This window comes from Sphingobacterium sp. UDSM-2020 (genome assembly GCF_016132525.1).
In the GTDB taxonomy this organism is placed as follows: Bacteria; Bacteroidota; Bacteroidia; order Sphingobacteriales; family Sphingobacteriaceae; genus Sphingobacterium; species Sphingobacterium anhuiense.
Map to the genome: position 1 here is coordinate 527,815 of NZ_CP066166.1, position 12,879 is coordinate 540,693.

Consider the following 12,879-nt stretch of genomic DNA (forward strand, 5'->3'; position numbering starts at 1 on the left):
TTTTTTCGATGTGATGGGTAGGTTTTTACAGGTAGCGCATGGCTTCACGGGATTTGCTCACGGCTTCGATCTCCATCCGGTCGATCCGCCATGCTGCGGAATGGTCGCCGTCCTTTCGCGGGGTGATCAGTCCCAGACCGATCCAATGCTCTACGTTTTTTCGTCCGTACCGCTTGAATGCTTCTGATTTTTTGAGGTATGGCCGGATGTGTCCGGTTTTGGACAGGGCCAGTTTTGCGCCCATTTCGGCGGCATAGGAAAGCAATGTCTGCAATTGCAGCGGTGTCAATAGTATGTTCATGGCTTCTTTGGGGTTTAATGGTTTACTGATAAGGGGAAAAGGGATTTCCCATAATGGAACCGGCAACGGGCAACGAACCCGAAATGATCCGCTCTTGCCGATTAGGATAAGTTGTCGGAGCTACTCACGTCAGTCCGTACGGACCGGGCTATCGCCTGCCAATGCGCTTTCAATATATTGTTATCGCCAAGTTTTCGGCTTACCTCACTTTCGCAAAATTTCCCGTTCCTCACGGGATAATGTTTCACTCCTCGATGTCAAAGACCGTTCTTGCTCCGCTATCGCAGCGGATGCGCTTACCTGTCCGCTACGGGCAGGTAGGTGATCCGATTGCTCGAAGCCGCGACGGCTTCGAGTTCCGATCTGTCAAAAAAGATTTGGGAAGTGTCGGTAGGTTGTTGTTTGGAGATCAGCCCCTCACGGAGCCATCTATCTACATTACTACGACCATACAGGCGGTAAGCGTCGGCTTTGGTCAACTGATCTGGAACAGGTTGTTCTTCTTTGATTGCGTTTGCTGTTCCTTGTTCGGCTGCATTTTTTAGCAGCGTTGCCAGTTCCGTGTACTTCATTCTTCCCGATGGATTTATTCTTCCATTCGGGTACAAAGCACGAAAACGAGCCAACGCAAAAACAGTGTATGGGGGTGAAAAAAACGTTTCACCCTTTCGTTAAAAAGTGGGTTTAAATAGTGTTAAAATCTGTTTTTAGGGGTTTTCAAAAGTGCGGTATTTTATAAGAAAAGGTTCTGAATTGACTGGAAAAGTGGTAGAAATGTGGAGACCTTTGGGAATGGTCTGGTATTGGAAAGAATGTAATATAATCCGCCATACTGCCGTTAAGAAATAGAAACGTCATCTTTCACATTTGACTTGAAAAAGTTGTGATGACAGGATATTTATTTTTAATTTACACCACGTAATCTAATTTAAAAAATGACATCAACAGACATATTCTTAACCCACATCCAGAGCGATGTTGAGTTTATACAGCGTGCTAAACGTATGGGGTTGGAAACCGTGGGCGACATTATGGAGATTAAGCTGCCCGACTTGCGAAAGAAAAAAGATTTCACTTATCTATGGTATGCCGATATGTTGGCGATGCTGGATGAACAAGGATTTCTCGAAGAATTTGAACGGAGACAGCTTTGAATTTTGAGCTATCCGGTAGGTGGTAAAAAAAGAAAAAGGCGAATTTTGATAAACTCGCCCTTGTTCTATATTGTCGTAATAAATTTAAAAACTCGTATTACTTTTCTATTTTGATGCTGTCATATTCATCATTTAAAAATCTAAAAAAGAAATACACATCACAGTTAGATGCTCTAAAAAAAACCAAAGAAAATAAAAAGTAATTCCCATCTATAACATTTCTATTCCGTATCCGTCTACTTATTTTAACGGGATCATAATATCTCCATATAAAAGAGGAAAAATCGACAAACTGGACGGATCAGTTTCAACGGAATCAATTGCGTATACCCTCAAATTTATTTAAGTTTAAAGAGCGCATTAATAACGGAATGCTATATTGTTGAAAAAGTCAAAGTACAGGGTATATACCGACAATGAACTTGCTGAACTTATGTTTCAGGGAGACGGGAATGCCTATGCAGAATTGTATGACCGCTATTTCGCCGTTATTTATTCCTTTAATCGCAGGATGTTGCGAGATGACAGTCAAGCAGAGGATCTTACTCAAGAGATTTTCATGGCTTTGTATGAGAGTGCAACAAGTACTCCAATAGGCTCAATTCGATCATATCTTTATCAAAGTGCACGATATGCATTAATAGACTATGCACGCAAACAAAAAAGCCGAGATGACTATTTGACCAGTCTTCAGGATTACTACAACAAAGGTGTCTGGTCTACAGACGATACTGTGATCGAGCGTGACCTACAACAACAAATCGAAAGAGAAGTCGACAAGCTACCTTCCAAGATGAGGGCTATATTTGAATTAAGCCGAAAGCATTATCTAAGTAACAAGGAAATAGCGAACAATCTCAACCTGTCCGAAGGTACTGTCCGGCAACAGATACACAATGCGCTTGTGCGTCTGCGTTCTCGTCTAACCTGCTTCTTGCTCCTGCAAATAACCGGTCTCCTATCGTGGATTGGCCATAGCTGATAAATTATTTTACAGGCTATCTATAACATTACCCTGTCCTGTACGACTACACTATATATCAATGGGATCACTTTATGGAAAGTAACCAAGACAAAATGCAACAACTGATTGACCGCTATCTTCGTGGAGAGTGTACGAAAGACGAAGCTCGTATAGTCAACAGTTATTTCAACAAAATGGCGGAGAAGGCTCCTGAGCAGAGTCCTGCAAGGGATCTGTCAAAACGTAAAAGACGTGTCTGGAAAAATATAACCCCCAGCCGCAATATCTATCGCGCCATCGCCAAGTACACGTCCATAGCAGCGGTTCTGGCTCTTATGTTTTTGACTTGGCGATTTGTTTACCAATCGGATCAGGATGATGTAAACCAAACAACATCACAAACAGAAGACGTTGCGCCGGGTAGTTATGGTGCGACATTGGTATTAGCAGATGGGCGAACAATCAAGTTGGATAGTGCCAGACAGGGTGCTATCATGGGGCAATCTTTGACATACGATGACGGAAGCCCGATCTTCGGCGCTGACGGATTGCCATTGGATGATGTCGTTGATATTGTCGCTACCACAGCTAAAGGACAGGTATATTCCTTCACCCTTCCCGATGGTACAAAGGTATGGCTCAATGCCGATTCAAGACTGACCTTTCCATCTCGCTTTGTGCATTCGGATCGCCGCGTTAACCTCGAAGGAGAGGGATATTTCATCGTCCACGACGATCCCAAAAGATCATTCTTCGTCGAGAGCAAGGGACAATTGGTAGAGGATCTTGGTACCGCATTCAATATACAAGCCTATTCTGGAGAGTCCAGCTTAAAAACTACACTGGTAGAAGGTGCGGTAATGGTCAACGGAAGGTCGCTGATGCCTGGACAGCAGAGCGTTCTTTCCTCTGGGGGTGATATGCATATATTGGATGCTGACATTGATCAGGTGCTTGCATGGCAACAGGGCGATTTTGTTTTTCGAGGTGAAACGTTGGAAGAAGTATTCCGTTCCGTAGCGCGATGGTACAATGTCGAGATTCACTATGAACGCAAAGAAGCTAAAGCCATTACGGTAGGTGGTACTGTTTCCCGCTCACGAAGTATCCGTGCGGTACTCGATCTTATGGAAACAACGGGAAAGGTTAGGTTTAAGGTATCGGGTGATGTGATCACTGTCATGTAAGCCCATCCATGCAAATCTTAAACAGTAAACAAGAAGTATAATAATCAATCTTTAACTTAAAAACGCTATGTATGAATAAAGAATTACGATCAACCACAGGCTAAGTGCCAGAGAGGTGAGGCTAAAAAAACAAAAGCCGGAAGTGTTGGAAGCACTACCGGCCGGAGTTTGAGTCAACCTATCCCGCAAAACGGGAAAAACAATTTGTGACAATCATTCTGTAAAACTCAAACCAAAGCAAAATTATGCAAATAAACGCTTATTACAAAGGTGTGCAGTTTCGGCGCGTACCGTTTAAAATACCGTTGATTATGAAATTGATCATGGTCATGATGACAATGCTGCTCGTACAGGTGCAGGCCGGTGTACTGGCCCAGCAGGTGAGCCTCAATGAAAAGAATACTTCCTTACAGAAGGTGATCGACAATATCCGGAAGCAATCCGGATATGATTTCCTTGTGCTGGATTACCAATTGGTCAGCCGGGCCACCCCGGTGACTATACAGCTGAACAAGGCGACTTTAAAAGATGCACTGGACAAAATACTACTTCCGAGAGGCTTGGACTATACCTTGCGGGATAGATCTATTGTTATTAAAGAGAGGGATGTGCTGGCTGAAAGTAGTTCTGTTGAAATAGAAGCTCCTCAACAACAATCCATCCGAGGCCGTGTCACCAACGACAAAGGAGAACCGTTAATCGGAGCAACTATTTACGTATTAGATGACAACGACAAACGGACATCGGTGCAGACCGTTACCGATGAAGCAGGCAATTTCCAGTTAAGCAATATCTCGGAAGGTACACAATTAGACATTACCTACTTGGGGTATTCATCTCAAAGACTTTCTGCAATATATCAGATGGGCTCTGTTGTGCTTTTTCCTTTTACTGCAGAAATGGATGAAGTGGAAATCGTCTCAACAGGGTATCAAAAAATACCCAAAGAACGGGCAACAGGGTCATTTTCGACGGTGAGCAATGAACTGTTTAACCAGCAAGTGGGTACAGATATTCTTTCCCGACTGCCAGTTATTGCAAATAGCATGGTGATGGACAACGGAAGGCAAGGCGCACCACAAATGATGATACGGGGATTAAGTACCATAAGTGGGCAAAAAGACCCTTTGGTAATTGTAGACAATTTTCCATACGACGGCGATATTAACAATATCAATCCAAATATTGTAGAAAATATAACAATCCTTAAAGATGCTTCGGCTTCCAGTATTTGGGGCGCAAGAGCTGCCAACGGTGTTATTGTTATTACAACGAAGACAGGAAACTTTAACAGACCCATTTCCTTAGATTTTAATTCCAACTTAACTATCGGGGCTAAGCCGGATTTAGGTTATATACGGCAGATGTCATCCCGTGATTATATTGACGTAGAGCAGGAATTGTTTAACAGAGGTTATTACGATAGCGATATTAATTCCCCAAGCCATCCGATAATCAGTCCAGTAATTGATCTTTTAGAAAAGGCTCGCACGGGGGCATTAACACAAGAGCAGGCACAAAAACAGATTGATGCATTAAGAAATGTGGATGCAAGAGATCAATTCAATCAATACACGTACAAGCCATCAGTTAACCAACAATACTTTTTAAGTGCGCAAGGTGGAGCACACAAGTTTTCTTGGACTTCTTCGGTGGGTTACGACAATAATAAGGATAATTTGGGAAGTACTTACCAGCGCATTAATCTTCGCTTTCAAAACATCTACCGTCCAATTGAGCGGCTTTCTCTTAGTACTGGACTATATTATACGCAAAACCAAAATAAGTCAGGACGTTACGGCTACAATAATGTGTATATGAAAGGTGGTAGTTTTGTACCCTACATGCAGATCGCTGATGCAAATGGGAATGCCATTCCCGTTGCAAGGGATTATAATCAAAGCTATGTTCAGAATCTTGGTGATGGAAAATTACTTGACTGGAATTATTATCCGCTAACGGATTGGCTGTACCAAACCTCAAACGGCAGAGTATCCGATATACTGGCAACGACTACCATCGATTACCAAATTATTAAGGGATTAAATGCTATTGTAAATTACCAATACGAAAGACAGGTTGGAACAAACACAAGCCTTGCTGACGAAAACAGCTATATGGCGAGGGATTATATCAATCGTTTTTCTCAAATTGTGAATGGGAATATAATTTACATTGTACCTAATGGTGGCATATTGGATAACTCCAACAATGTTTTAAACGCTAATAATGTGCGTGGTCAGTTGAATTTTGACAACACCTATGGCAAGCACAATATAACTGCCTTAATTGGTGGTGAAGCACGTTCCGCTCACACCCAATCAAATCAAGCACGTTTCTATGGTTATAATCCGAACACTTTAACTACGGGAAATGTGGATTATACAAAAACATATCCAAATCTTATACACGGCGGAGCCGATTTAGTCTATCGAGGTCAACACCTCGGCGAAACAAGTACAAGGTTTATATCTTATTTCGCTAATGCTGCTTATACGTTTGATAACAGATATGTACTTTCGGCAAGCGCCCGGCGCGATGCAAGTAACCTTTTCGGTTTAAAAACTAACGATCAATGGAACCCCTTTTGGTCGGCAGGACTTGCATGGAAATTATCCAATGAAAAGTTTTACAAAGTTGATTTTTTACCATATCTAAATCTAAAGGCAACTTATGGTTTTAGTGGTAATATTGACCCCGCTATGGTTGCAGTAAATACAATTTGGTATCCCAACAATGTAAACATTTTTACAGGGGCCGCGTACGCACAATTTAATAATTACTACAATCCTTTATTAAAATGGGAAACTTCAAAAATGCTGAACCTCGCCGTAGATTTTCGTCTGCGAAATGACCGTTTATCAGGTTCTATAGAGTATTATAAAAAAAAGGGTATAAATCTTTTTGGAATGGCTCCAATGGATTATACAACGGGTGTACCACCCACAATGATGCGAAATGTAGCCAGTATGAAAGGAAACGGTTGGGACGTTCAACTGAAAAGTATAAATATTGATCGTGCATTTAAGTGGAGCACCATACTGAATTTTAGTTTATACAAGGATAAAATTGTCAGCTATCGAATAGAAAGAACATTGGCACAACAATATGTCAATGTTTCCTCTCCTCCCATATCGGGCATTGAGGGAAATCCTGTATATGCAATTTATGCGTATAAATGGGGTGGACTTGACCCCAATACAGGTGAAGCGCAGGGATACCTAAATGGAGAGGTAAGTAAGAATTATAGCAGTATTGTTGGAACTGGTACTAAGGTGGAAGATCTTGAATATTTTGGTTCGTCAATTCCTACCAAATTTGGTTCTTTAATCAATGCAGTGTCCTATAAAAATATCAGTTTGCAAGTTGGTGTTTCATACAAATTCGGATATTGGTTTAGACGTAACTCGATTAACTATACCAACCTATTTTATAACTGGCAAGGACATTCCGATTATGCACTACGTTGGCAAAAGCCCGGTGATGAGACACAAACAAACATACCTGTAAATCCATATACAACAGACCTTAATCGGGATGCATTTTACAATGGTTCCAGCGTTTTAGTAGAAAAAGGCGATCATATCCGGCTCCAATATATAAACCTCGCCTATGACTTTACAATGGCAGGGAACAAAGAAAAGGGTATCAAAGGATTGCAGGTATTTTTCAATGCAAATAATCTTGGGGTGTTATGGCGAGCTAACAAGGCAGGGATTGATCCTGACTTTGGTTTAGGTTTTTTCAACATTAAAACTCCTGCAAATTATTCACTTGGTCTTAAAGCCAAACTATAAAAGATATTACGATGAAAAAGAACGCTCAAATAATTACATTATTATGGTTACTAACAATGCTTATTTCAGGATGCGAAAAGTTTCTTGAAGAAAAATCGGATAAGAGTTTAGCCATTCCTACAACTCTACATGACTTGCAATCCTTACTTAATAATGCTTATGATATTAATCATATATTTTGTTCAATAGGGGAAGCAAGCTGTGATGACCATTTTTTAAAAGATGCAGATTATAACGGTTTGTTTTATGAAAGTGATAAACGACAGTACACATGGCAACCAGATTATGTAAGTCGTCCGCTGTCTTCGGCAGGTGATGAATGGTATAATTGTTATAGAATAATTTATATCTGCAATTCGGTTCTGCAAGGACTTGAAGAAAACAATTTGAATGGACAAGAGGCGGATTATATAAAAGGACAGGCTTTGGTTTTTAGGGCAGCCCGTTATCTTGATGGTGTACAAATATGGGCTCCCGTCTATAACGAGTCAACGGCAAATACAGACTTAGGAATGGTATTACGGTTGGACCCTGATATGAATATTCCTTCTGTAAGGTCATCCGTACAAGAAACCTACGAACGGATACTGAAAGATTTAACGGATGCACTTCCATTATTACCGTCGACAATTATTTCGCCTACATTACCGACTAAAGCTGCTGTTTATGGATTGTTGGCAAGAACTCATTTGATCATGGGAAATTATGCCGATGCATTGGATAATGCAGAAAAGGCGTTTGAAATAAGTAACGACTTGATCGACTTTAATGGATTAGACTCAAATGCAAACTATCCTATTCCTGCAGTAAATCAAATAAGTAAAGAAATCGTATTTCAAACACGAATGTTTTCATCTAATATTAACAACTTTAATATAGCAAGAATATCGCTATCACTGTATAACCTGTATGATGATGGGGATTTGAGAAAAAATATATATTTCCGTGAAGTTGCTGACGGCGAGTATAGATTTAAAGGTACGCATACGGGTGGTACTGCTCTTATTACAGGAATTACTACAAGTGAGTTACTTCTCATTATTGCAGAATGTAATTCCCGATTAGATAACCTTAGCGAAGCTGCGAAAGCGCTGAATAAATTACTGATAAAACGATGGGATACCAATCAATTTATACCTTACTCTTTTACTAATAAAGATGTCGCATTGAACACGATTTTAAATGAAAGAAGAAAGGAATTGGTGTATCGTGGCCTTAGATGGTCAGACATTAAAAGGTTGAATAGGGACGGATACAATATAACATTAACACGAATGGTTAACGGTCAAACTATAACCTTACCACCCAATGATTTACGTTATGCCATTGCTCTTCCTGAAACTGTTATAGAAATTGGAGAGATAGAACAAAACCCAAGATAGTATTGGCTCTTTTTCGGAACTCCAATACATATTTATTTTTTAGGCTATGATAAAATACATAGAATATACATTGTCTATTTTTCTTTTTATGATAATGTTGTACATACCTGTTTATGCGCAGCAAACAATTACTCCCCTTAAAATCGGTGATCCGATACCAGATGCGCTTTGGAATACGCCTTTACAAGTAGTCAATCATCCCGATGGCAAAGCGACAATTACGCTAAATGAGTATAAGGACAAGCTAATTATCTTGGATTTTTGGGCGACGTGGTGTGTGCCATGTATCCGCAACTTTCCTAAACTACACGATTTACAAAATGAGTTTGGCGATAAGATCAAGGTACTTGCTGTAACTAATCAAAATACGGATGTGATTACCACGTTCTTTACAACAGGAGTTGGAAAGGAACATACCTATGTTCATTCAGTAATTAACGATAATATTCTTTCGCAATATCTTCCCCACAAAAGTGTACCCCACATTGTTTGGATTTCGCCCGATGGTATCGTACTAAATACGACACACGCCGATCAAGTCAGTCAAGCTAATATAGAAGCGGTGTTAAATGACCGGAAAACGAACATGGTCGCAAAGGTCGATATTGATCGCAATAGACCTTTATTTCTTTCGGAACACTTTAGTGACAACTTACAATTAAATAGCTATTCCATTTTTGCAAAGGGTTATTATCCTGGATTACCGTCAGGAAATAATTTTAAGAAAACGAAAGACGGTAAAGTTTACGGTAGACAAATGACCAATGCGACAATGATGAGTATATATAATCCGATATTATACGAATTGTTTAGTAAAAATGGCGAGCAATTTAATTCAAAACGCATAATAACAGAAGTCGCAGAACCTGCATTACTACACCTAATAAAAAAAGACGGAAAATCCGATAAGTCTAATTTTTACAATTACGAGTTGATTATTCCTGAAGATAAAGCAGACAGCCTCTATTATTATATGCTCGCTGACCTTAACCGTTATTCTGAATACACGGGAACTATCGAGAAACGTATGGTTGATTGCCTTGTGTTGGTAAGAACTTCTGAAAAAGATAAAATTAAGAGCAAAGGCGGAGAACCAAAGATTGATTTTTCTGCATCGCCAATCATCTTGACCAATCAAAAACTTATTGCTATGGTGAATATGCTGAGTGAAAGAGCCAATATTAAGTTTCCAATAGTGGATGAAACGGGCTATACTAATAATGTTGATATTGAAATAACGGGGTTTACCGACTTAGCAAGTCTAAAAAAAGAACTGAACAGGTACGACCTCGACCTCATACCCGCAAAAAGAAGCCTTAATATGTTTGTGCTAAGAGATAAATAGTTTCAAACCAAAACTTCTTTCTATGATGTTGTTTCATGTGTTTGTTAAGCCTTCTGCTTGTATAAGCAGGGGGCTTTCTATTATTGACCCTATTCTGGCAGTACGATAGACATCAAAATTACTTACCCACTTTTCTCACACGGTCACTTCCGTTCAAAAATATTTCATAAATATTTTTTAGATAATAAACTAACCCTAAACTTTAATATGATTATGTCCATCATTGAAAAACTCAGAGAAGCTGTTACGCCGATCTGTTGGCGATGCTGGATAAGCATGGACTTCTTGAAGAATTTGAACGGAGACAGCTTTGAGTTTTGTGCTATCCGGAAGGTGCTAAAAAAGAAAGAGGCGAATTTTGATAAACTCGCCCTTGTCTTGTATTGTTGTAATAAATTTAAAAAAGCATATTATTTTTCTAATTCGATGTCATCATATTCCTCATTGAAAAATTCTGAAAAAGACAACTTAATAGCATTCAAAACTCGTACTAATACCCGTAATGTCAAATTATATTTTCCTGTCTCAATTTTTCCATATTGAGACCTATCTAAATCATGGTCATAAGCAAAAGCTTCATGACTTGTATATCCAAGAGATTTTCTGATCTGTCTAAATCTTATCCCAATTTTCCTTTGCTCAATTTCCAAATCTATTTCAGTAAAGTCTTTACGTGTTGCCATTTAATAAAGTACCATAAAAGTATTTTTAGATACCACTAAATATAATTCCACTAAATATTTTTAGTTTTATTGTATTTGTTTTATATTTGTGATGCATAATTGTTTTTGTTTGGAATATTGACATAAAAAGCTTTTATAAAGACAGAAAAATAAATTGAAACTATAACGAACTCTCGTAGCAAGATCTGGCGGTTTTAGCAATACGAGTAGTGAGTAACGCGTCAATTTATCCTATCTTTGAAAATATTATTTTCTTGGGTAGGATTGACGCTTGCTTTATCTATGTATTGCTCCACGGTTTCACGACCGTTGGTACTGAAAGTTGACCCAAGACGATGAGTAAAGGTTCCGCCAGAACCTATGCTACAAAGATAAGCCGGCAGTCAATCCACTTTTTGACTTGTATAGCTTTTGGGGTTCGTTTTTAAGACGAGCTTATGAGCATAACAGTCAAAAGGATAAAGCACCAGAACGTAGACCGTTTAATAATGGTTTACTCTGGTGCTTTGTTGTTTTTCCAACATGAGAAACTGTTTTTAATAAACCTAATTTGTCCCCCCGAATAACGTCGTCCTTTAAAACAATAAAGGATTAATCAATAAATATCATGGATCATTCAATTCTGAAAAATGACGTTATTATACGCCGGGGCATTACTTTGCCCAAATCAAAACAAGAATATTTATCAAGCCTGTCCGCATGGAGCACTGGCCATGTGCGGCAGGCATTTTTTAATAACATTATGTTTCATGTTGTTTAGTATCGGGGCAACCCGGTCGCAGTCTCCCGATCACAGGGGGGCTGTGAACAACACTGCAGCCCTTAATATCGGTGATCCGATACCCGATGCTCTTTGGAATACGCCTTTACAGGTAGTCAATCATCCCGATGACAAAGAGACAATTAAGCTAAATGAGTATAAGGACAAGCTAATTATCTTGGACTTTTGGGCGACGTGGTGCGGAGCCTGTATTGGTAGCTTTCCCAAAGTTAAAGAATTGCAAAATGAGTTTGGGGATAAGATCAAGATATTGGCTGTGACTAAAGAGGACAGCGAAAAGATCAACCACTTCTTTAAAATAGGTATAGGCAAAGAATACCCTTATATAAACTCTGTATTTAATGATGTTGCGCTTTCCCAATATTTTCCACACCGGATTGTACCACATATAGCATGGATCAGTCCAAATGGCGAAGTATTGAATATCACAAGTTCAATAGAGATTAACCGAGATAATATCCAAACCATTCTGAATGACAATGCCCCACAAATGCGCACCAAAGCGGATGCCCCTCCCATAGATCGTAATAGACCTATGTTTATTTCAGAAAATTTTGATACAGATTTAAACCTGCAATTCTATTCTGTTTTCGTAAAGGGATACCATCCGGGGTTGCCAATGGGCAATAAAATAAAAAAAACTAAAGAGGGTAAAATCTACGGCAGACAGATGAACAATGCCAGTATGATGAATATTTACCGCGCAATTCTCAACCCAATATTTGAAAAAAAAGGAGAAAAATTTAGTTCAAAGCGGGTGGTTTTGGAAGTGAAAGAACCGAATTTACTTGTAAGTCAAAAAGATGATAGAGGATATTATAAGCATGACCATCTATACAATTATGAATTAATAGTTCCCCATGACAAAACAGATAGTCTTTTCGATTATATGTTGGCAGACCTTAACCGCTATTCAGATTACATAGGTACTATTGAAAATCGTATGGTAGACTGCCTTGTATTGGTAAAGATTTCATCGTTGGATAAAATCAAAGCTAAGGGAGACAAGTCTATAACTTCTAATACATCTGGTATTACTGTTAGCAATCGTCCAATAAGCCATTTTGTCAATATCCTTAATAGTAACACAATGATTAACCTACCTATTATCGATGAAACCGAATATTCAAAGAACATAGACATCACCATATCGGATTTTACTGATTTGGATAGTCTTAAAAATGAGCTTCACGGATATGGTCTTGATCTTATCCCTGCAAAAAGAAGCCTCAATATGTTCGTCATCAAGGACAAGTAGCCTTTAATATTTTTTAACTATCTAAAT

Annotated in this window: 10 protein-coding genes; 7 read left to right on the plus strand and 3 right to left on the minus strand. The window is 39.1% G+C overall.

Annotated elements, in window-relative coordinates:
* Positions 1–25 precede the first annotated feature (25 nt).
* Positions 26–301: a hypothetical protein gene (locus JAZ75_RS02260; protein ID WP_003005553.1), complete on the minus strand. Its 276-nt coding sequence runs from the start codon at positions 299–301 to the stop codon at positions 26–28.
* Positions 302–597: 296 nt separating this feature from the next.
* Positions 598–873, minus strand: coding sequence for a hypothetical protein (locus JAZ75_RS02265; RefSeq protein WP_037533307.1), 276 nt, complete (start codon positions 871–873; stop codon positions 598–600).
* A gap of 363 nt (positions 874–1,236) precedes the next feature.
* On the opposite strand from JAZ75_RS02265, the gene JAZ75_RS02270 reads away from it, so the two are divergent.
* From JAZ75_RS02270 to JAZ75_RS02295, 6 genes are all read left to right on the plus strand, one after another.
* Positions 1,237–1,455: a hypothetical protein gene (locus JAZ75_RS02270; RefSeq protein ID WP_134776676.1), complete on the plus strand. Its 219-nt coding sequence runs from the start codon at positions 1,237–1,239 to the stop codon at positions 1,453–1,455.
* 382 nt (positions 1,456–1,837) lie between these two features.
* A complete protein-coding gene (locus JAZ75_RS02275) occupies positions 1,838–2,437 on the plus strand; it encodes an RNA polymerase sigma factor (protein WP_208700044.1) in 600 nt (199 codons plus the stop codon).
* A 323-nt stretch (positions 2,438–2,760) separates the two neighbouring features.
* Positions 2,761–3,606, plus strand: a complete 846-nt coding sequence (locus JAZ75_RS02280; protein WP_208700046.1) for a FecR family protein — start codon at positions 2,761–2,763, stop codon at positions 3,604–3,606.
* 245 nt (positions 3,607–3,851) lie between these two features.
* Positions 3,852–7,403, plus strand: coding sequence for a SusC/RagA family TonB-linked outer membrane protein (locus JAZ75_RS02285; protein ID WP_208700048.1), 3,552 nt, complete (start codon positions 3,852–3,854; stop codon positions 7,401–7,403).
* Positions 7,404–7,414: 11 nt separating this feature from the next.
* A complete protein-coding gene (locus JAZ75_RS02290; RefSeq protein WP_208700051.1) occupies positions 7,415–8,785 on the plus strand; it encodes a RagB/SusD family nutrient uptake outer membrane protein in 1,371 nt (456 codons plus the stop codon).
* 94 nt (positions 8,786–8,879) lie between these two features.
* Positions 8,880–10,130, plus strand: a complete 1,251-nt coding sequence (locus JAZ75_RS02295; protein ID WP_208700053.1) for a TlpA family protein disulfide reductase — start codon at positions 8,880–8,882, stop codon at positions 10,128–10,130.
* 410 nt (positions 10,131–10,540) lie between these two features.
* Here JAZ75_RS02295 and JAZ75_RS02300 read toward each other — a convergent pair whose 3' ends face one another.
* The gene (locus JAZ75_RS02300) at positions 10,541–10,813 is read right to left on the minus strand and encodes a helix-turn-helix domain-containing protein (protein WP_208700055.1); all 273 of its coding nucleotides are present in this window, start codon (positions 10,811–10,813) and stop codon (positions 10,541–10,543) included.
* A 629-nt stretch (positions 10,814–11,442) separates the two neighbouring features.
* Between JAZ75_RS02300 and JAZ75_RS02305 the strand changes: the two genes are divergently transcribed.
* Complete coding sequence (locus tag JAZ75_RS02305) at positions 11,443–12,852, plus strand: TlpA family protein disulfide reductase (RefSeq protein ID WP_208700057.1); 1,410 nt, start codon at positions 11,443–11,445, stop codon at positions 12,850–12,852.
* The last annotated feature ends 27 nt before the right edge of the window (positions 12,853–12,879 follow it).

What these genes read in the sequence shown, in the direction of transcription:
- JAZ75_RS02260 (WP_003005553.1), bottom strand. Translation starts at nt 301, where the DNA reads ATGAACATACTATTGACACCGCTGCAATTGCAGACATTGCTTTCCTAT.
- JAZ75_RS02295 (WP_208700053.1), top strand. Translation starts at nt 8,880, where the DNA reads ATGTTGTACATACCTGTTTATGCGCAGCAAACAATTACTCCCCTTAAA.
- JAZ75_RS02270 (WP_134776676.1), top strand. Translation starts at nt 1,237, where the DNA reads ATGACATCAACAGACATATTCTTAACCCACATCCAGAGCGATGTTGAG.
- JAZ75_RS02300 (WP_208700055.1), bottom strand. Translation starts at nt 10,813, where the DNA reads ATGGCAACACGTAAAGACTTTACTGAAATAGATTTGGAAATTGAGCAA.
- JAZ75_RS02285 (WP_208700048.1), top strand. Translation starts at nt 3,852, where the DNA reads ATGCAAATAAACGCTTATTACAAAGGTGTGCAGTTTCGGCGCGTACCG.
- JAZ75_RS02290 (WP_208700051.1), top strand. Translation starts at nt 7,415, where the DNA reads ATGAAAAAGAACGCTCAAATAATTACATTATTATGGTTACTAACAATG.
- JAZ75_RS02265 (WP_037533307.1), bottom strand. Translation starts at nt 873, where the DNA reads ATGAAGTACACGGAACTGGCAACGCTGCTAAAAAATGCAGCCGAACAA.
- JAZ75_RS02305 (WP_208700057.1), top strand. Translation starts at nt 11,443, where the DNA reads ATGACGTTATTATACGCCGGGGCATTACTTTGCCCAAATCAAAACAAG.